General features: G+C 61.4%; 16 protein-coding genes and 1 pseudogene. 8 read left to right on the top strand and 9 right to left on the bottom strand.

Features of this window, described 5'->3' with window-relative positions:
* Positions 1–39: 39 nt before the first annotated feature.
* The 5 genes from ACSFA7_RS00470 (at position 40) to ACSFA7_RS00450 (ending at position 4,770) form a co-directional block, all read left to right on the top strand.
* Positions 40–882, top strand: coding sequence for a thymidylate synthase (locus tag ACSFA7_RS00470; RefSeq protein ID WP_435497583.1), 843 nt, complete (start codon positions 40–42; stop codon positions 880–882).
* Positions 883–920: 38 nt separating this feature from the next.
* Complete coding sequence (locus ACSFA7_RS00465) at positions 921–2,723, top strand: M48 family metallopeptidase (protein WP_435498867.1); 1,803 nt, start codon at positions 921–923, stop codon at positions 2,721–2,723.
* Positions 2,724–2,742: 19 nt separating this feature from the next.
* Positions 2,743–3,249, top strand: a complete 507-nt coding sequence (locus ACSFA7_RS00460; protein WP_435497582.1) for a dihydrofolate reductase — start codon at positions 2,743–2,745, stop codon at positions 3,247–3,249.
* Between the two features lie 89 nt (positions 3,250–3,338).
* Complete coding sequence (locus tag ACSFA7_RS00455) at positions 3,339–4,370, top strand: phosphatidate phosphatase App1 family protein (protein WP_435497581.1); 1,032 nt, start codon at positions 3,339–3,341, stop codon at positions 4,368–4,370.
* 160 nt (positions 4,371–4,530) lie between these two features.
* The gene (locus ACSFA7_RS00450) at positions 4,531–4,770 is read left to right on the top strand and encodes a hypothetical protein (protein ID WP_206178101.1); all 240 of its coding nucleotides are present in this window, start codon (positions 4,531–4,533) and stop codon (positions 4,768–4,770) included.
* Here ACSFA7_RS00450 and ACSFA7_RS00445 read toward each other — a convergent pair.
* From ACSFA7_RS00445 to ACSFA7_RS00435, 3 genes are all read right to left on the bottom strand, one after another.
* On the bottom strand, positions 4,757–5,755 hold the full coding sequence (locus ACSFA7_RS00445) for a lysylphosphatidylglycerol synthase domain-containing protein (protein WP_435497580.1): 999 nt from the start codon (positions 5,753–5,755) through the stop codon (positions 4,757–4,759). The two genes, ACSFA7_RS00450 and ACSFA7_RS00445, sit on opposite strands and share 14 nt — an antisense overlap.
* Positions 5,756–5,778: 23 nt before the next feature.
* Positions 5,779–5,949 (bottom strand): hypothetical protein, encoded by a 171-nt coding sequence (locus ACSFA7_RS00440; RefSeq protein WP_435497579.1) that lies wholly within the window; start codon positions 5,947–5,949, stop codon positions 5,779–5,781.
* A gap of 102 nt (positions 5,950–6,051) precedes the next feature.
* The gene (locus tag ACSFA7_RS00435; protein ID WP_435497578.1) at positions 6,052–6,975 is read right to left on the bottom strand and encodes a LysR family transcriptional regulator; all 924 of its coding nucleotides are present in this window, start codon (positions 6,973–6,975) and stop codon (positions 6,052–6,054) included.
* Between the two features lie 125 nt (positions 6,976–7,100).
* Here ACSFA7_RS00435 and ACSFA7_RS00430 point away from each other — a divergent pair.
* A pseudogene (locus tag ACSFA7_RS00430) lies at positions 7,101–8,266 on the top strand (mandelate racemase/muconate lactonizing enzyme family protein).
* A 12-nt stretch (positions 8,267–8,278) separates the two neighbouring features.
* On the opposite strand, the gene ACSFA7_RS00425 reads toward ACSFA7_RS00430, so the two are convergent.
* Together ACSFA7_RS00425 and ACSFA7_RS00420 are read right to left on the bottom strand one after the other, a co-directional pair.
* On the bottom strand, positions 8,279–8,956 hold the full coding sequence (locus ACSFA7_RS00425; RefSeq protein ID WP_435497577.1) for an alpha/beta hydrolase family protein: 678 nt from the start codon (positions 8,954–8,956) through the stop codon (positions 8,279–8,281).
* Positions 8,953–9,660 (bottom strand): AP2 domain-containing protein, encoded by a 708-nt coding sequence (locus ACSFA7_RS00420; RefSeq protein WP_435497576.1) that lies wholly within the window; start codon positions 9,658–9,660, stop codon positions 8,953–8,955. The genes ACSFA7_RS00425 and ACSFA7_RS00420 overlap by 4 nt, the downstream gene beginning before the upstream one ends.
* A 427-nt stretch (positions 9,661–10,087) precedes the next feature.
* On the opposite strand from ACSFA7_RS00420, the gene ACSFA7_RS00415 reads away from it, so the two are divergent.
* On the top strand, positions 10,088–11,338 hold the full coding sequence (locus ACSFA7_RS00415; RefSeq protein ID WP_435497575.1) for a tyrosine-type recombinase/integrase: 1,251 nt from the start codon (positions 10,088–10,090) through the stop codon (positions 11,336–11,338).
* Between the two features lie 382 nt (positions 11,339–11,720).
* On the opposite strand, the gene ACSFA7_RS00410 is transcribed toward ACSFA7_RS00415, so the two are convergent.
* The 4 genes from ACSFA7_RS00410 to ACSFA7_RS00395 all read right to left on the bottom strand — a co-directional run bounded on the left by ACSFA7_RS00410 (position 11,721) and on the right by ACSFA7_RS00395 (position 18,292).
* Positions 11,721–14,891 (bottom strand): S41 family peptidase, encoded by a 3,171-nt coding sequence (locus ACSFA7_RS00410; RefSeq protein WP_435497574.1) that lies wholly within the window; start codon positions 14,889–14,891, stop codon positions 11,721–11,723.
* Between the two features lie 203 nt (positions 14,892–15,094).
* Positions 15,095–16,123 (bottom strand): di-heme oxidoredictase family protein, encoded by a 1,029-nt coding sequence (locus ACSFA7_RS00405; protein ID WP_435497573.1) that lies wholly within the window; start codon positions 16,121–16,123, stop codon positions 15,095–15,097.
* A gap of 223 nt (positions 16,124–16,346) precedes the next feature.
* Positions 16,347–16,736: a VOC family protein gene (locus tag ACSFA7_RS00400; RefSeq protein ID WP_435497572.1), complete on the bottom strand. Its 390-nt coding sequence runs from the start codon at positions 16,734–16,736 to the stop codon at positions 16,347–16,349.
* 32 nt (positions 16,737–16,768) lie between these two features.
* Positions 16,769–18,292: a sialidase family protein gene (locus tag ACSFA7_RS00395; RefSeq protein WP_435497571.1), complete on the bottom strand. Its 1,524-nt coding sequence runs from the start codon at positions 18,290–18,292 to the stop codon at positions 16,769–16,771.
* A gap of 234 nt (positions 18,293–18,526) precedes the next feature.
* On the opposite strand from ACSFA7_RS00395, the gene ACSFA7_RS00390 reads away from it, so the two are divergent.
* Positions 18,527–18,973, top strand: coding sequence for a hypothetical protein (locus ACSFA7_RS00390; RefSeq protein ID WP_435497570.1), 447 nt, complete (start codon positions 18,527–18,529; stop codon positions 18,971–18,973).
* The last annotated feature ends 313 nt before the right edge of the window (positions 18,974–19,286 follow it).

The raw sequence follows: 19,286 nt of genomic DNA, 5'->3' as shown, positions 1-19,286 counted from the left end.
TTAAAATTCGAAAACCCGCCTCCGAGAGCCCCTCTTGCCATGACCTCCACGCCCACCCGCCCCGTCCGCTCCCAGTACGAAGATTTCATGCGCCACGTGGACACCCACGGCGTGTTCAAGAGCGACCGCACCGGCACGGGCACCAAGAGCGTGTTCGGCCACCAGATGCGCTTCGACCTGAACGAAGGCTTTCCGCTGGTGACCACGAAGAAGGTGCACCTCAAATCCATCATCCAGGAACTGCTGTGGTTCCTGACCGGCTCGAGCAACAACAACTGGCTCAAGGAACGCGGCGTCACCATCTGGGACGAATGGGCGCGCGAAGACGGCGACCTGGGCCCCGTGTACGGCGTGCAATGGCGCAGTTGGCCCACGCCCGATGGCGGACACATCGACCAGATCTCCGACGTCATCAAGACCCTGAAGACCAACCCCGATTCGCGCCGCATCATCGTGAGCGCCTGGAACGTGGCCGAGCTCTCGAAGATGGCGCTGATGCCCTGCCACGCCTTCTTCCAGTTCTACGTCGCGCCGCCGCAGGCCGAGGGCGAACGCGGCAAGCTCAGCTGCCAGCTCTACCAGCGCAGCGCCGACATCTTCCTGGGCGTGCCCTTCAACATCGCGAGCTACGCCCTCCTCACGCACATGGTCGCGCAGCAGTGCGACCTCGATGTGGGCGACTTCATCTGGACCGGCGGCGACTGCCACATCTACAGCAACCACGCCGAACAGGTGAAGCTGCAGCTGAGCCGCGATCCGTACCCGTACCCCACGCTGCACATCAAGCGCAAGCCCGATTCGATCTTCGACTACCAGTACGAAGACTTCGAGGTGCTCGACTACAAGCACGGTGATCCGATCAAGGCGCCTGTGGCAGTGTGAGACCGCATCCGTCCGGAGCGCGCGCTGGCTTGGCCCTGATGGCCGTGGCCGCCGAACTGACCTTCCTGGCTGCCTCGATGCTGGCATGGGCGCCAATGATCATTCTCCAGGCCGTTTTTCTCGGCCCAGCCACGGCGGCAGTGGTGGGCTCCGCCCTCACGGTATGGATGTGGTGGATTTTCCAGCCCACCTTCGAAACATCGGGCGCGGAGCTCTCGCGCGACAAAGCCCCAGGACTCTTCAACACCCTTGATGGCTTGCGAGCGAAGCTCAACGCACCGCCTATTCATCGCGTTCTGCTCACGGACGAACTCAACGCCGCCGCATCGTATTCGGGCGGCTTGTTTGCGCTGATTGGTGGCCGGCGAACACTGGTGCTCGGTGTGCCTCTTCTGAAACTGCTGTCGGCGGATGAAGTGTCCGCAGTCATCGCGCACGAGTTTGGCCATTTCTCGCGCCGTCATGGCCGGCTCGGGCATTGGATCTACAACGTTCGCTTCAAGTGGGGTATCTACCTCGATGGCAATGACAAGAAGGACTCCGGTATTGACCGCCTGCGCCGATGGATCGCATTGGCGTTCCTGCCGCGATTCATGCGGATGTCTGCCGATTGGTCGCGTGTGTGCGAGTTCGAGGCCGACGCGCTGGCCGTGCAGGCCACGGGAAGCAACCATCTCGCGAAGGCACTGATCAAGCTCGACGTCGCAGGCAGCTTGATGAGGACCCGTCTGCCATTGAAGCTCAACGAGCTGCAAGCCGATTCGCCGCACGCACCCGAAGCCTTCTGGGATCTCGTCGAGCGATTCGTGCGAGACACTTCCCCCGCCAGACTCCAGGCCGCACTGGACGAGGCGCGGAGCCTGCCGCGCCGCACCCACGACACCCATCCTGCCCTGGACGACCGTGTCGAAGCGACAGGCGCCACGATGGATTTGCCGGACTGGTCCCTCCCCGGCTGCGCTGGCCAGTCCTTGATCGGTTCGGACTGGAGCACACAACTGGACAGTGCGAATGCCCGATGGCTAGAGAAGGCAGCGCCGAACTGGCGCCTTCGCCACCTTCGGCTGCGTGCCCTGCAGACCCGGAGTTCAGGCGATGCACTCGAGAACAACGCCTTCGAACTGGAGCGCCTGCAGGCCGAGGACGAAATCGAGGCTTCCGACGAAACACTGCATGGCCTCGAGCGCCACGCACGACTGCATGCGACCGACGCGCTCGCGCAGTACGCCCTGGGCCTCGCACTGCTGAATCGTTCGCGTGCCGAAGGCATTGCTCAAGTGCGCTCCGCGATCAAGTTGGACCGGCGCCTGGCGGTATCGGGCTATGAAGCCATCCTCTCGCACGTGCGCCTGCGCGGAACGGAAGACGAGATTCACGAGTTCTCCAAACGGCTGGATCTGGCCAACGAGAAACTCGACTCGCTCCGCAAGGGCTTCTGGCGTCATTTGATGGATGTACCGCTGACACCGTTGCAGCGATGGGCTGCCCGGCTCCTGTCCGAGGTGCTGCAAGAAGAGCAGGCGCTCGACGGATGCTGGGTTGCCCGTACCCGCCTGCAGAGCGATGCTGGTCTGAGCTACGACATCAACCTGATGATCGCGCGCGTCTGCCATGCGAAACTGTCGCCCGACGAACTCAACGAAGATGTGCTCGTGGCCCGGTATGCGACGTACCTCACCGCACTCTGCGCCCCCAACGAACTTGTTCGTGTCTCCGTCTACTTCGACACGGAGCCGATCAATCCGCGCCTGCTGGCCCGTTTTGCGGAAGTGCCGCAGAGCGAGATCCACAAGCCAGTCGGTACCATCAACGCGAACATGATCAAGATCGACTCGCTCTGAATCTGCCACCACGCTTGCCATGAACGTCAACCTCATCTACGCCCGCGCCGCCAACGGCGTCATCGGCGCCAACGGCACGATCCCCTGGCACCTGCCCGAGGACATGGCGCACTTCAAGCAGCAGACCGCCGGCGCGCCGGTGATCATGGGCCGCAAGACCTGGGACTCGTTGCCGCCGCGCTTTCGACCGCTGCCGGGGCGGCAGAACATCGTGGTCACGCGGCAGGCCGATTGGCGCGCCGAGGGTGCGCTGCCGGTGGGCAACCTGCGCGATGCGCTCTCGCTTTGCGCCGAGGCAGCATCGCCCGAGGTGTGGGTGATCGGCGGCGCGCAGATCTACGCCGAGGCCGAGCCATTGGCACAACGCGCGGTCGTGACCGAAATCGCTCGCGACTACGAGGGCGATGCGCATGCGCCGGTGCTCGACAGCGCTGCATGGCGCGAGACACAACGCGAATCGCACGTCTCGGCCAAGGACGGCCTGGCGTTCAGCTTCGTGACCTACGAACGCATCGCGGACGCATGAGCGACACCAGCCCTATTCACCCTCCAGCGCCGCAACTGAAGCGCCGGTCCGTTGTGATGGGTGCGGCCTTGCTTGCAGGCCTTGCGCCCATGCAAGCGCTGCAGGCCGCCGAACCGCTAGAACCTGATGAAGAAGCGCTCTTCATGCCCGGCACGGCGCGCCCCACGAACGATGGCCGCCTCGAGGTCGACATCCACGCCTGGATCTTCGAGCGCGAACGGCGCTGGGGCCTGGACGCCGCGCTGGCGCGCTACCTTGGGCTGAGCCTCAAGAAGCTCTCGCCTGCGGCGCGGCTGCGCTTCAACCAGCGCACCGCGCTGTTCCACGCGGAGTCCGAGGAAGGCAAGCTGATCGACGTCGTCTTCGACGGCACGCAGACCCGCGTGAAGATGCCGCCCTCGACGGCGGACGGACGCAGCAACCTGCGCGTGGTGGTCGATGCACCGCGTACGACCGCGCCGCTGCAGTGGCTGCAGTTCCACGGCGTGACAGGGCCGGGCGAGCTGCTGCACCGCTTCAGGGGGCAGGCGCTCGTCGTGCCGCCGACGGGCGTGTCCGTCATCTCGGACATCGACGACACCATCAAGCGCACGCAGGTTCGCGACCGCCGCGAGATGCTGCTGAACACTTTCGCGCGGCGCTTCGAGGCGGCACCCCGCATGGCCGCGTACTACCGTTCGCTCGCGATGACGCCGGACACGCGCTTCCACTACCTCTCGTCGAGCCCGATCCAGCTCTATCCGGCGCTCGCGGACTTCGTTCGCGACAACGACTTTCCCGCCGGCAGCATGCACCTGCGCGAGAGCACGACATGGCGCACGCTGATCCCCGGCGCCGAGGATTCGCGTGCGCACAAGCTCGGCGTGATCGACCGGCTGCTCACCGAATTCCCGCAGCGCCGCTTCCTGCTCGTGGGCGATTCGGGCGAGGCCGATCCGGAAATCTACGCGCAGGTGTACCGCGCGAATCCGCAGCGCATCGACGGCATCGTGATCCGCGACGTGACCGATGAAGGTCGGCTGTCCGATCGCTACCGCGCGACCTTCGATGGCATCGACGTGTTGCTCTGGCACATCCTCATGCCCGACACCACCGCCTGGCCACTTCAAGCCAGCAGATAACCTGCTGCAGTGCAGCGGCAAACGGTTGCGCCCGCACTGCGCAAGCAAAGTGAAAACTTCCGTACGCGCTTCAAAAGGGCATGCCCACCGCAGGGATTAGCCACAGCTAATTGTTTGTGCGCAAAATGTCCGGACCGCCATCAAGACAAGGAGACGGCTCATGTCCATGGAGTTTCTTCGGGTGATCTCCGAGCAGAGATTGCCCTACGTCGTCCACACGGCCGCAGACATCGACAGGCTGCGCGTGCTGCGTGCGGCCGATCTGGTCACCGCATTCATCCCACCTTCCGAGCGTGCGCCCGATGAGCGTGCAATACGCCAACTCGCGCAAGTCGAATCGATCACCGCCAAGGGAAAGCTGGCACTGAACAAGGCCACGTCCGCATTCATCGAGTTGTGAGCAGTTCGCCGTCCGACGCATGACTCGTCGCATGGCGCTCCAGAAACAGGTAGAGCACCATCCCGCCGGCCAACGGCAACAGGTAATAGAGCGCGCGATACGCGAGCACCGCTCCCATCAGTGCGCCCTGCTTCACGCTGCCTGACAACAGCGCGAGGTAGACGGCTTCCAGCACACCGAGCCCCGCGGGAATCGGCGTGATCACACCCACGATCGACGCGGCCAGCAGCACGCCCAGAGTGGTCGTGTAGGGCACCTGCTGCCCGAGCAGCAGGTACATCGCGGACCCCATCAGCGCCCAGTTCGTCGCCGACAGCGCGAGCTGCACCAAGGCAAGCCGCGCAGTGGGCAGCTTCAGCCGCCGGCTCCTCACGCGCCATTCGCAGCCGCGCAAGAATGCGCAGGCCACGACGTACGCCACGGCCAGCAGGATCATCACGACGCCGATCGCACGCAACGCACCTGCACCGATCGGCGCCCGGCTCGGCGGCGCGATGGCGCCCGCCGCGAACAGGCCACCCGCCAGCAGCCCGTAGCCGAGCCAGTTGGTGACAAGACTGAGCCCGACGATCTGCGCCACCGTCGCTTCGTCGAGGCCCGCACGCGCATACAGACGCGCACGCATCGCAATGCCGCCGACCAGCGAGCCGAGGTTCAGATTGAAGGCGTAGCTGGTGACCGCGATCGCCCATGTGCGCCAACGCGGCAGCGCGTGGCGCGTGTGCCGCCGGCCGATCAGGTCGAAGCAGCCATACAGCGCGTGGCTCGCAGTGGCGAGCCCCAGCACGCCGAGCAGCAGCCAGGGGGAATAGCGTTGCAGCGCATGCCAGGCGCCCGCCCAGTCCACCTTGTGCGCATGCGACAGCAAGAGGCCGAGGATGGCGATGCCGACCAGCAGCAGCACCCAGCGACGGCTGCGCTGCCAGAGCGACGCGGCCGGTGCGGGCGCGGCGACGTTATCGACGGTGGCTGCGGTGCCGTTCATGGGCGCGATCCGTAGCCGCTGCGTCAGGACTTCTTCTCTTCCGGCTTCTTTTCTTCCGCCGGGCCTTGCTCGTGAAGCTTGCGGTTGCCCACCTTCTTCATCATTTCCTCGCCTTCGGTGTCCCGTCCGTCGCTGGGCACGGACTCCTCCTGCGTGATCTCGGGCTCCTCATGAGCGGGCACTTTGGAATTCATGGGGCATCTCCTGTTGAACGCCCGAGTTTCCGGATGTGCGGCGCGCGGCTCGCCAGTCGCCGGCGATGCGGCGTGCAGGACATTGCCCCTAGTTGCGTCGCCTCAGGCCTTGCTGACGAGCTGCCACAGCCCCTCGGCCACCGGCGTCATCGCAGCGAGCTGCCGATAGAGGCGGATGTCCACCGGCACCCGCCAGCCGCCCGCGCCGGCATCCACCAGCGTGCCGCTGCGCAGGTCGTCCGCCACCAGGCTCATCGGCAGCCACGCCAGGCCACGGCCTTCGAGCGCCATGGTCCTGAGCAGCGCGGCATGGTGCGCCGTGAAGACCACGGACAGCGACGGCGCGAAGCCCTTGCCGAACTCGCTGTCCTGGATCGACCGCATGATCCGCCCGAGACCGGATGCCTCGCTGTACGCCAGCACCGAAGGCGCACGGCCCACGCCCAGTGCGTGCTGCGGCGCGCCATTCGCATCGGGGGCCGCGACCGGCACCAGCACGTCGTCGCTCAGACGCTGCATCGGGTATTGCGCTTCATCGAGCCGCCCGGGCGCACCGGCATGGCCGTGGCACAGCACGAACTGCACGCGGCGCTGCAACATCAGGTCCTCGCAGGCCTGCGAACTGTCGGAGATGGTCTGGATCGGCCCCATGCTCAGCCGCGCTTCCACGCTGCCCAGCCAGCGCGGGAAGAAGGTGAGCGAGAGCACATGGGTGGCGGCGAAGCTCAGGCTCGCTGCGTCCAGGTCGTGCGCGTCACGCGCTTCGACACGGGCCGCCTGCAGGCCGGCGAGTACTTCCTGCAGCAAGGGCTGGAAGCGCTTGCCCGCCGCGGTCAGCGCGACCGGGTGCGCGCTGCGGTCGAACAGATCGACGCCCACCCATTCCTCCAGCGCGCGGATGTGCCGGCTGAACGCGGGTTGGGCGATGGAGCGCGCCTCTGCTGCGCGCGAGAAATTGCCGGTCTCGGCCAGGGCCTGGAAGTCTTCCAGCCATTCGAGATCGAGGGGTCGGTTGCCGGAGCCCATATGCGGCGCAGTTGAATAGTTGTATGCGTTTCGAGTATTGGACGGTGCAGGCCCCGCCGGAAAAAGATGAACGCCTTCCTGCATCGCACCTTGAACCACGGCGGAGATTCTCTCCCACCCTCCTCATGAAAATCGTCAACATCCTCGAATCCACGCGTCCCATCAAGTCGGACATCCGCAACGCCTACATCGACTTCTCGAAGATGACCCTGAGCCTCGTGGCGGTGGTCACCGACGTGATCCGCGACGGCAAGCCGGTGATCGGCTACGGCTTCAACTCGAACGGCCGCTACGGCCAGGGCGGCCTGATCCGCGAGCGCTTCCTGCCGCGGCTGCTGGAGGCCGAATCGGCATCGCTCGTCGACGAGACCGGCGAGAACCTCGACCCCCACAAGATCTGGGCCCGCATGATGATCAACGAGAAGCCTGGCGGCCACGGCGAGCGCTCGGTGGCCGTGGGCACGATCGACATGGCCGTGTGGGACGCGGTCGCCAAGATCGCCGGCAAGCCGCTCTACCAGTTGCTCGCCGAACGCTATGGCAACGGCACGCCCGACCCACGCGTGTTCGTCTATGCAGCGGGTGGCTACTACTACCCCGGCAAGGGCGTCGAGGGCCTGCAGCGCGAGATGACCAGTTACCTGGAGCGCGGCTATTCGGTCGTGAAGATGAAGATCGGCGGCGCCACGCTCGCACAGGACTGCGAGCGCATCGAGTCTGTGCTGAAGATCCTCGGCCCTGGCCAGCAGCTGGCGGTGGATGCCAACGGCCGCTTCGACCTGCCCACCGCCATCGACTACGGCCGCGCGCTCTCGCAGTACCCGCTCTTCTGGTACGAGGAGGCCGGCGATCCGCTCGACTACGAACTGCAGGCCAAGCTCGGCGAGGTGTACGCGGGCCCGATGGCCACGGCGAGAACCTGTTCTCGATGCAGGACGCGCGCAACCTCATCCGCCACGGCGGCATGCGGCCCGACCGCGACTGGCTGCAGTTCGACTGCGCGCTGAGCTACGGCCTGGTCGAATACCTGCGCACGCTGGACATGCTGCAGGAATACGGCTGGTCGCCCTCGCGCTGCATTCCGCACGGCGGCCACCAGATGTCGCTGGCCATCGCCGCGGGCCTCGGGCTCGGCGGCAACGAGAGCTACCCCGACCTGTTCCAGCCCTACGGCGGATTCCCCGACGGCGTGAAGGTGCAGGACGGCTACGTCACACTGCCGCCGCTGCCGGGCATCGGCTTCGAAGGCAAGGCCGATCTCTTCGCGGAGATGCGCGCACTGGCCAGCTAGCGGCGTCGCGGCTCAGCCGATGCGCCAAGCCTGCGTCCACAAGGCCAGCCCATCGAGCATTTCGTCGAGCGCCTCCTCGTTCGAGCGCCCGCTGCGCTTGGGCACGCTGAACGAGTGCTCGGCGTTTTCGATTTCCATCGACGTGGCCAGTGGTCCGAGACCATGAAGCACGGGCCGCATCTGCTCGGGCTCCGCCAGTTTGTCGCGCGTGCCGTGCACGAACAGCATCGGCACCTCGACCTCGTAGAGATGGGCGGCGCGGTCGATGGAAGGGGCTCCCGACGGGTGAAGCGGGAAGCCGAGAAAGATCAGGCCCTCGACGCCCTGCATCGGATCGAGCGCCTGGACCTGCGAGGTCATCCGGCCGCCGAACGATTTGCCGCCGGCGAACAGGCGAACGCCATCGAGATGGTGCGCGGCGCTCCGGACGGCCGCTCGCACGGTCGAATGGGCGAGCGCCGGCGAGTCCACTCGCTTGAGGCCTTTTTCCATGTACGGGAACTGGTAGCGCAGCGTCGCGATGCGCCGCTGAGCCAGGCCCTCGGCCACGGCGTTCATGAACGGATGCGCCATGCCCGCGCCCGCGCCGTGCGCAAGGACGAGGCAGGCTTGCGCGTCGGCCGGCGCCACCGCCAGGGCCGAAACGCCGATGTCGGGTGCCACGGAAATGGCGATCCGGTCTGCTTTCATTCGGCTTGGCGGCTTTCGCGTTTCTTTTGGGCCAGTTGGCGCCGACGCTCGGCCTCGGCGAGCGTCCTGGCCTTGTCGTAGCCATGCTCTGCGACCGAGAACGCCTTGCTCGTCGTGCCTTTTCCCGTGGTGTAGGTGATGGCCATCCAGTATCCCGGGTGCTTCGGACGGGGCGACTTGAAGGTCACGCCGGAAATTCCGCTGCGGTTGTTCTTGCGGACGATTTCGGATTTCGAGCGCTTCGAGGGCAGCTTGGCAGCCGAACGAGCGGGCGCCTTGCGGATCGCCTCTTCGGCGGGATGCACCTTCGCCAGCCCCGACATCTGCCCCAATTGCCGGCCGCGCTCCTGGATCGCCATCGACCGCGCAGAGCTTCCCTGCTCGCTCGCGAGAAACAGCGACCGCAGAATCTGGTCGTGCGCAATGTAGGTCTTGGCGAGCCAGCCCAGGATCTTTCCACTGGGCGCGAGCAGGCGGAAAACCCCGGGTACGCCGGTCTTGTTGTTGGGCCGTATCTTCTCGGCCCGGGAGCGGCGCGTGGATGGCGGCAGGCTTTTGACCAGCGCATCGCGCCAGCGCTGGGCGTGCGCGAGCGCTTGCGCGCTGCCGCCGTAGCTGGCCTGGCCGAACACCTCGCGGTGCCGAACGCCGGCTCTGGCGATGGACACTTCGAAACCCCAGGGCCTGACGTAGATGCCGTACATCTCGGCTGGGTTCGGAACCCCTTTGGGCATGCCTGGAAAGATCTATGTCGTGGATCGGTTACGCATAGTAACAGTAGATAACAAACAGCGCCCGCCTGAATGTTGGGCCCTGATCCGACAGGGCGCAAGCCGCGCGGCGGCGTACATTTCTGGCTCCGGGCATCGCCCGCGGTCAGCTCTGATGGACGGTTTGAAGCCGATCCGTCGTATCGTTCCGCAAATATCATTGAAATCAAGAACTTAGCGATTCATGAAAATAGCCACCTGTAATGTGCACGAGCTATTTTCTTGCATCTTACTGAACGGCAAAAAACAGGCCAATCCCTGAAAATATTCAATAAAAACAACAAGTTGCATTCCGACCTCGTGCAGCAAAAGCCAAACTGATTCAGCTGCAGCCAACATTTTTTTGGGTATGCTATTGGGTATGGCAACCGCCCCACCCCACCTGCCCGTCGAGGCCCGGCACCAGCCTGCTGCGCCGCGCGTGCTGACTGAGACCCAAATTCGAAACGCGAAGGCGCCCAAAGGGGCCATCAAGCTGGCAGACCCGGGCGGGCTTTTTTTGCTTGTTCAACCAGGCGGCACAAAGCTGTGGCGCTATAGGTTTTGGCTCCAGCAAAAAGAAGGCGTGCTGGCCTTGGGCCGATACCCTGACGTCAGCTTGAAGCGCGCGCGCGAACTGCATCTCGAGGCACGCAGTCTTGTCGCAGAGGGCATTAATCCAGTTCACCATCGGCAGCAAGCCAAGTTGCAACAAATCCAGGTCGAGCTGAAAGCGGACCTGGGCACGTTCGAGGCAGTGGTTGCGGCTTGGCGACTGAAAACCGACAAGCAGTTGCGTGCTTCAACCGCGCGGCAGCGAGAGCGCGAAATCAACAACGACTTGCTGCCACAGCTAAAACTTCGACATGTTGAAAGCATTCAGCGCATCGAACTGTCGAATTTGCTGACGACTGTGGAAAAGCGCGCCCCCGAAACCGCTAGGAATCTTCGAACGCACTTGCACGCGATCTTCGAGCACGCCATCGACATAGGCATGATCACGGCGAATCCGACCCCTCCGCGTCGATTGCTTCAAGCACGCCATCAGGTGCATCACACCGCGCTGCCCGCACAACGCGTCGGAAATTTTCTGCGCGCACTTGACGCCAGCCGCATCCAGCCCGAAACCCGTATTGCAATGCTGTTGGTTCTGCTGACCGCTTGCCGAAAGGCCGAGGTCACTTCTTCCAGGTGGGAAGAGTTCGACCTCAAAGCAAAGGCATGGACGATCCCTGCGTCGCGGATGAAAGCCAAACGGGAACATTGGGTGCCTTTGTCCTCGCAAGCCGTGATGCTGCTAAATGAGTTGCGCGACCTTGTTCCGCACAAATGTGAATTTCTGTTCCCGAACCGAGTGGACCCCAGCCGTCCAATGGCGAATCGTTCACTGAACGCGGTCATCGAGCGCCTAGGCTACGGTGGCGAAAGTACACCGCACGGCATGCGCGCCGCGTTCAGTACGCACTTCAACAAAGTAGGGGCCAATGTTGATGTCATCGAACACTGCCTAGCGCACTCGCCAGCAGACAAGGTACGAGCGGCATATAACCGGCACGCGTACCAAGACGAAAGGCGCGCAATGCTTCAAGCATGGGCAGATCACCTGGACAGCGAGCGCGCAAAGCTGAACTAATGTCAAACGGCGACTGCGACTCACCCTGTTTGCATAGCCAACCGACGATAAGTGGGCGTTTACGAAGGTGAGGCGTTTGCCCCAAAGCGATGAGAGCCCGCCGTATCAGCTATCGACGATATGGCCTATGAGGAACCCACCTCACCAACACTGCTCATGATTCGCAACTTCACTTGCCGATTCAACGTGAGAAATCCAGCGACAGAAAGTGCCCGCGCGGTTCCGCTTCGCAGCGCTAGCGAACGTAGACGGTCGCATCATCTACTCACGGTGCTATTCCTCTTTCAGTCGTTCGTCGGCGAGGCCTCATCCAAGATTGACCGGAGTCGCATCTGTGCTGTCGCTTACCAGCCGAGCGCGGACTGGCAGTGAATCGAGGTCACTATGGTTGACCTGGGGCCTTCGCTCGATGTGTCGACCGAGGCGGCAGATCAACCCCCGATCGATCCCTTCGCATTGCTATGCGCAAGGCCGTGTCGAGTTGTTCATCGTGTCCGTGGAAGAGAGCATAAGGGTCGTTCTCAACACGTACATCCGGCTCGACTCCACGCCCCTCAATTACCATCTTCCGAACGCCATTTTCGACAACAAAGGATCCCGCCTCCGGTATCCGAACGGCGCCTCCGTCAATCAACGACTTGTCATCATTCACCCAGATGCCGGCGCCAGACGTTCTGCTACCCACTAAGACTCCAAGGCGCATCCTGCGCACGCCCTCGGCGACAGCCTCGCCATCCGAATACGTATCCCCATCCACCAGAACGATCAGCAGACCGCTAAAGGATTCCCGCGGATTCCTCAGCTCAATCCGATCAGTTCGACTGGCAATTCTGAGCCACGTTCGGCGCTGAAGAAAGTTCAAGATCCACGGATCTGCGTTTCCTCCGTTATTCCCACGTAGATCCAGAATCAGCGCCTGCCGATCATGCAAGTCAGCGTACTGCCGAATCAAGTCGGCCACGTCTGCTTCGTTCGTTGAGCGAAGGTGTATGTAACCGACCTTCCTATGGCTACGCTGCTCCACCAGATTGCGATTCCCCGCCACCCAGCTCTTGAGACGCAAGAGCGATTCGCGAGGAGCAGACACGGTTTCAACGATTGTTTGATACGCTTCACCGCTAGGCTTGCTCGCAGCCACTACAACGCGCTGTCTAGCCTTTCCTATGAGCATTCGTGCGAATGAATCCACGTCGCGTACTGCGACGCCGTTGATGTGCGTGATGAGATCACCGATTTCTATCGGCGGCTTCGCCCTACTGAAGGGGGATCGCTCTTCCACAAGGTCTACATCTCCATCGTAGATCTCGGCGACTCTTAAGCCACTTGCGTCTTTCGTCAGCAAACCTCCTAACTTCCCCGTGGCCGCGGAGCTAAATGCGCCTTGATCAGGCCCCCTAACCGACGTGTGACCAGCACCTAGTTCGGAGATCATCGCGGATACCAGTTCATTGAATTCAGTTCTGTTGGATACGCGAGGCAGGAATTTGGCGTACTTCGCGCCGACTGCCTTCCAATCCACGCCGCCCATATCAGGGCGCCAGAAGTAGTCGCGATACAGGCGCCACAGCTCCCAAAACATTTGCCGACGTTCTTGCTGGAGGTTTACTTGTAGGTCAAGCCCGTCTATGTTGTCCAGGATTGCAGCGAGACAACGAGACTCCGGCTCAGGCAGGTGGCACACGACAAGGCCGGCTTCGTGCAATGCAGCCAACGCGCGGCCGTCCCTTGACTTTGCATAGGTCTTCACTTCAAAAGGCAATAGCGCGATAGGCGCGGATCTGCCCTCGTTCCCCGGCAACCCGAAACTCACCACCCGGCCCTTCGGATCACGTACTGCCTCTTTAGAGATCGCCAGTAGGCGGTTACCTGATCTTGCGAGAAAGGTGTAGTTGCCAGCTGTGAACGGCAGTTCTTCGGTCTGCAGCTGCAACTCCCGCATGGAGATCGCGCGCTGTCCGTCAGCGGCACAAGCTGGTGCAGTCCCACTTTCCGTAAAGAAGGTATCTTGCTTCAAGGCCACGGAATAAACCAGCGACCTTTTCTGGTAGTCCGGCCAATATCCGCGAGGCGCCCACGGGTCTACCACGGTCGACCGAAAGTTCGACTCAGCGACGAAATAGAGCTTGTCTTCGCCGCGAGAAAAGACCGGGAACGAAGCTTCGTACCGGCCACTCGTGACATGGCGGACGCTACGGCAGTTGACATCTAGGACGGTGATCTGGCCAATGTCTTGCGCCGTATAGGTCACGAAAGCAGCAAACCTACCACTCGACGACCAGCTTATGGCCTGAGGCAGGGTCCGCGAATCTATGCCCATCGGCCACGACTCACCGGTCGCCGCATTTATAACGAACAGGTTGCCGGCAACCGATCGAACTAGTACGTCGCGACCATTCGGCGAGAGGGAAAAGTCGAGAATTGGTTCGGATATGTCACCACCGAGCCGAACCGCAGGCCCCCCGGGGACCGGACTGTACCTACGAATCAGATACTCGCCAGTCGAGTCTTCCAATGCGTAAACTGTGCGTTCATCGGGAGCGAGTTGGATTGATTTCACGCGCAGGTTCGACGCGCACTCAACGCAAGTGGCTGCACGAGCAGTAGCGTCTATGCGCCAAAGCTTTCCTCGAACCACCACCCAGGCACGATCACCATCATTTGAAACCTGCAGTTCAGTGGCGTCCGCAACTCTGAGTTTCAGTGCCAGTTCGTTGCTGTAAGCGTCCACGGGCAAGCGGATGTCGATCTTTTCCGATCGACCCACACGGAGATCCAATTCATAGATCTCTCCAAGCTTGTGGTATAGAATCCTGCCGCGACCGGCGTGAGATATGGAACGGATGTCGTAGTCAGTCTCGAATGTGTGCTGGCGCACGCCCTTTCCGTTCACCTCCATTGACCAAATGTTAAAGCGGCCGCTCTCGTCCGACAGGTAGTAGATTCTGTTTACGGTGCAAATAGGCTTTCGACTGATCGCGCGCTTCGGGTCTGTCAAGGGAGTTGAAACCCAAGCATCACGCTTCGAGGTGAGGCCACCGTTAGAAGCAATGGCGCCCAAGTTGATCTTGAATATGCTTTGAGCGTAGCCGCCACGGTAGCGGCGGTTGTTATCAATCAACTCCTCGTGTTTGACGAAAACGAAGTCGCCCTGGATAGTGCAGCCTTCAGAAACCTCTGCAAGCGGAATCGTTCGGGTTGTGTAGCTGTCAGCGCTGACAACGAATAAGAGGGGTCCGCGCTTCTTCGACCTGATGGTCGTCGAGTAAAGCACCTCACTGTTGCTGAACCAGCCTTGTACTTTGACGTTGGATCCACCGTCATAGGTCAGTTGCTTCAGCGACCCAGAATCAAGCTCAAGAACATGAACCTCGGCCCCGGATTGATTCCGTGACACAAAGGCGACTCTGGTCCCGTCCGGAGAGAACGCCGGCGAGAACTCCTCGTCATTCCCCTTCGTCAGGCGGCGGGCATGCGGACTGTCACCGTCTTTAATCCATAGGCGACCGTTGAACTCGAAGACGAGTCTCGAGTTGTATCCGGTCGGATCTCTCAAGAACGACGGTTCGGTAGACGCTACTGCAGCCGTTGTAATGGCAGTCAACAGCCCGCCGAGTACGAGTCCGGTTAGGGTAAGCGCCACTCGCCTGTGCTGCTCTGCGTGGCTTCGCCCGCACTGGAATCGTGCGCTCGGCCTCATCAAGCCCTGGAGGAGGCTCCGCCCTTGGCGCGCAGCCATGCTCAGAATCAAGGCCCACTTCATAGAGAGGACAAGAAACTTAATAGGTCATCACGATCTTGCTGCGACAGCGATTCGAATCGCGCAATCGAATATTGGGCTTCACCTGCATGCCAGAGAATTGCCTCAAGCACTGTCCGCCCTCTACCGTCGTGGAGAAAGCCAGATTGAGGAGAAACTGACGCTTGCAACCCAATACCCCAGAGCGCGGGCGTCCTCCAGTATGCGCTGAGTGGATCGGAGTTGTTGGCGCGCAACCCAGGGCCCATATCGTGCAACAGTAGATCGGTGAATGGATAAATCTTCTCTGCCCGACCCAGTCTCTCCTTTAGGCCAGCAACACCAACTCGATTCCAACTAGGCGTGTGGCACATCGCGCAGCCGACTCTTGAGAAGAGCCTAGCGCCTCGCTTGCTGCGGTCCACGCTTTCGCGATCTCGCGCCGGCACGGCAATTGAGCGAAGGTAAGCGGTAAGGTCCGCCACCGTCGCCGCCAGTTGTGGCGCCTCCTGAGCAGATTGACTCTTTCCAATTCCGAGTTCGCTCGCAAGCGCAGCCACCACCTGCTCATCGAGGCTGGCGAAACTCGCCTTCCAGCCGAACCGCCCGATTTGAGGCAAGGTGCCTTCGGACTTCGCTATCTCGCCAAGCCGTCCCTTTACGCCGAATCGGAGATACGGCCGCCGTCTGACCAGCTCTCTGAGCTCTGCATCCGGTATGGCCTCCAACAATCCTAAGCCGTACACACCAGGAGATGTCCTAAGCTCGACGTGAGTACTGAAGCCATCAACGATCGCCTCAGGGACGACCAGATCGACTTTAAAACGGCCAGGAAGCTCAATAGTGCGGACAAGCCTCCAATCCACGCCTTCCAGTTTTCCTTGGGGAGGTGCGCTAGCGGCAGGGTGACGATAGATGCTTGCCGCCTCTCCGTTCTTCGGATTCGAAACGGAAAAACCTGTTAATCGGAAGTCATTTGCTTGCGTGATTCCCCGCCCATCCTTGACGTGGCAATGCGTGCAGGAGTTCGCGTTGCGATCCGCACTCAACTGTCGAATGCGGTTGAACTCGATGGCCCCTCTCGAAAATGCGTTTCGCTCTTCGAGCGTTAGGAAGGGGGCAGATTGGCTATATGGTGACTCGCCGTACGAATACACGCTAAGGGCCCCGCCCAACTGCTGCGCTTGGACCCAATCGCCCGCGACGGACGTCTGCGCACAGCATAGACTGATGCCACACGCTGAGAGGACCGCTGCACCAGCGAGGATCACATCACGCTGCCACGAACTCAACCTTGATGCGATCTGGATCCTCAACATACAGCGCGTAGTAGTCAGTCCCGCCATTTGAAAATGGATACCTTTCGTCGTAGAGACACTGATAGCGACGCTCTAGGCAAAGCTGTCGAAGTGCATCTACGCGCTCTCTGCTCGATACCTTGAACGCCAAGTGATTCAGTCCCACACCAGATCGGTGGTATTCATGGGAAGCGTGCTTGTCCGCTACCTGGACGAATGTCAAGTACGCGTCCTCCGCCACACTGAGGGTAAAACCATCTCCAAAGTCGGCGGTGACTGTGTAGCCGATCTGCGCGAGCAACTCGGACCAGAAGGCCCGCGTGACGGCCAAATTGGAAACGTAGATCTCGACGTGGTGCAGCATCCAACTTTCCTTTAGAGGAATAAGTGCGTGGCTTAGTCCGGGCCACGTCGCGCCACTGTCTGCTCGACCCGGAGCCGGCTCGCATTCACACCAAGAGGTAGCCGAGCGTACTTCAGGGCGCCGCCTTCAGTGACTAAAAGGTCGATGTAAACCTCACCATTTCGATCCTCAAAGAGGCACTGACTGGCAGAGACTATCGTGCTTTTTCCAAGGTGAGGGATGCCCAATCCAGCCAACTCCGCTGCGGAGAAGCTGACGTTTATGCCAAACGACTTTCCAGTATCAGTCGACACCGCGATGACTAATCGAGACTTATCGCTCCCAGGATCGTGCTCCTGAAAAAGAGTCGCGCGAACAGAGGTGTCGATCAGTGCGCTGTATTGGAACTGCGAAGCTGCGGCGTCCGCGAGTGAGGCGGTCCGGGATTGCCGGCCGGCGACCTGCGTAAGCTTGTTGTGCGCAATCACGTGCGTCCACTTGGCGCCAGGCTCGATGGGGCGGAAGCTGACGACGCTGACTTCTCCTCGCCGCCCCTCACTGTCAACGCGCATCAGCGACGACTGCACGAAAGTGGTACCACCATCCGTTCGCGGCGCTCTGACAGCACCTGCAGCACGAGGGACCGTCTTGTCTTCGGCTTCCTCGTTCGAATCGTCATCGCGCGAGGTCGCCCAGTTCAAGCTGGGCGAATTCGACTGAGATGTCCCTCCCGCAAGCCGTACAGCCTTGAAGGCACCAGGGCGCACCTCGACATTGACTGCGGGGAAGTCATCGGTACGTATGCCGAAGAGAGGCTTCGGAGTTGACCACGTCTTCCCGGCGTCAAAGGATTCGACCCAGACTGGGTATGCCCCTCCTGGCGCGGAAACGTCTGCGGGCACCATCGCCGGGTTCTTCGTTTGAAATGTTGCAATGACAAAATTACCTCTGATCGCAACGGAAGGACCAGAGACCGCGAACGGGTCATCCACCACCTTCCGAGCCATCGGGAAGGTACGGCCATCCGACGACACACCGATGTAGAGACTCTTAGACTTTCCATCCTGCCAGCCATAGACGACTGTTTCCCGGTCATCCGCAGCAAGGTTTCCCCACCCTTTGCGGGAAGCTTGAATGAACGTGTCGTTCGGCTCAACACCCGCCGGCGTGACGCGCTCCGACACAACCAGCGATGGGTCTGACCCAAACGGAGCGCTTGCGAACGCGATCCTACCCGCTGTGGTCCCCCCGCTCTCCTGAGTGAACGCGATGTACGAGCCTTGGAAGTTTGAATCGATCGCCGCCTGCCTCACGTCGCCGTCCGCAGTTGGAACGATAACGTCACTCCAACTTTTGCCATTGTCCGTAGATCTGCTGAAGACTAATTGGAGGCGCGCTTTCTCGCTGACGCTGTAAGCGGAGACCAAGCCTCCGTCAGCAGTTCGCATGATGTTTCTACCTGCACCAGCAATGCTGTCTTTCGAGACGTTCACAGTCTCAGTGCCCGCATGGGTCGCGCCAACGACCACTGATAGCGAGATGGCAGCAGCAAGCGCCGAGGAAGGACTGCTAGGCATGTGAACCCTCCGAAGGTTGATCAAAACAACCGCCGGCGCAGTGTTCCCCCTTTCCCGCGCACTGTCAATGGAGGAACTTGGCAACTTCGTCGGCGCGACGAGGTATGGGAAGGGAGCATCAGCCAAGAGCCTAAGAGCGGCCCGTTTGGACTCGCAACGCGGCAACGGGGTCCGTTGACTGCACGAAGCCGCGCCCATAGACTTTGCCTGACCTACTCGATCGGGAAAGCGGCTATGACTTCGTTTATCAGCAAGGTTGTCTTTCTTTCGCTGTTCCTTTTCTCAAGCTACGCCCTGGCTCAGGGGCAGGACGCTGCCTGGAACGAAAAGTCGGTATGGACGATCACCTACGTCAAGACCAAGGCGGGTGTTTTCAATGAGTACATCAAGGACCTGTCCGGGTTTTGGAGAGCCCTGGTGGAGCAACAGAAAAAGGACGGCAAGGTCCTCTCGTACAAGATCTTGAATGTTGCCTACCCCAGAGACGGCGAACCTGATCTGCTCATTCTGGTCGAGTACAAGAACATGGCTGCCCTGGACAACGACCTGCAGTACACGGAACAGCTGCTTAAAGAGGTCAATAGCAACTTCGCTCTAGCCGAAAACTCCGCCGTTGAGCGAGACAGGCTCCGCGACTTCCGCGGCATCGTTCTCACGCGGGAGATCGATTTCCGCAAGTAGCTTGGCATCGGCGCCGGTCTGGAGAGAGCCGCCTCTCCCGCTCCGGTTAAGCCACAACTTGGCTGCAGCCAGAACACGCGGGGAGCCCCACGACGCCACGCCTGAACAAGACTCGCGATAGGTCAATTCACGTAAACCGTAGCCCGTCGTCGAACCCGTTCGCTGGGCGCGCATTCCCCCAATGATGAATGCGCGCGCTGAATCAGCTCTGAGACAGCTAGGCCGCGGCTAGCTCCCTGCAGCGAATCGCCGCAGCATTCCATGATGGCCTCCCATCGAGTGGAGGGATCAAGAATATGCGCCTTCTCAACTC

Source organism: Variovorax trehalosi (assembly GCF_051216415.1).
Classification (GTDB): Bacteria; Pseudomonadota; Gammaproteobacteria; order Burkholderiales; family Burkholderiaceae_C; genus Variovorax.
This window is presented reverse-complemented; position numbering and strand designations above follow the sequence as displayed.

Coding starts and splice junctions, on each gene's coding strand:
- ACSFA7_RS00470 (WP_435497583.1), top strand. CDS start 40: ATGACCTCCACGCCCACCCGCCCCGTCCGCTCCCAGTACGAAGATTTC.
- ACSFA7_RS00465 (WP_435498867.1), top strand. CDS start 921: ATGGCCGTGGCCGCCGAACTGACCTTCCTGGCTGCCTCGATGCTGGCA.
- ACSFA7_RS00460 (WP_435497582.1), top strand. CDS start 2,743: ATGAACGTCAACCTCATCTACGCCCGCGCCGCCAACGGCGTCATCGGC.
- ACSFA7_RS00455 (WP_435497581.1), top strand. CDS start 3,339: ATGCAAGCGCTGCAGGCCGCCGAACCGCTAGAACCTGATGAAGAAGCG.
- ACSFA7_RS00450 (WP_206178101.1), top strand. CDS start 4,531: ATGTCCATGGAGTTTCTTCGGGTGATCTCCGAGCAGAGATTGCCCTAC.
- ACSFA7_RS00445 (WP_435497580.1), bottom strand. CDS start 5,755: ATGAACGGCACCGCAGCCACCGTCGATAACGTCGCCGCGCCCGCACCG.
- ACSFA7_RS00440 (WP_435497579.1), bottom strand. CDS start 5,949: ATGAATTCCAAAGTGCCCGCTCATGAGGAGCCCGAGATCACGCAGGAG.
- ACSFA7_RS00435 (WP_435497578.1), bottom strand. CDS start 6,975: ATGGGCTCCGGCAACCGACCCCTCGATCTCGAATGGCTGGAAGACTTC.
- ACSFA7_RS00425 (WP_435497577.1), bottom strand. CDS start 8,956: ATGAAAGCAGACCGGATCGCCATTTCCGTGGCACCCGACATCGGCGTT.
- ACSFA7_RS00420 (WP_435497576.1), bottom strand. CDS start 9,660: ATGTACGGCATCTACGTCAGGCCCTGGGGTTTCGAAGTGTCCATCGCC.
- ACSFA7_RS00415 (WP_435497575.1), top strand. CDS start 10,088: ATGGCAACCGCCCCACCCCACCTGCCCGTCGAGGCCCGGCACCAGCCT.
- ACSFA7_RS00400 (WP_435497572.1), bottom strand. CDS start 16,736: ATGCTGCACCACGTCGAGATCTACGTTTCCAATTTGGCCGTCACGCGG.
- ACSFA7_RS00395 (WP_435497571.1), bottom strand. CDS start 18,292: ATGCCTAGCAGTCCTTCCTCGGCGCTTGCTGCTGCCATCTCGCTATCA.
- ACSFA7_RS00390 (WP_435497570.1), top strand. CDS start 18,527: ATGACTTCGTTTATCAGCAAGGTTGTCTTTCTTTCGCTGTTCCTTTTC.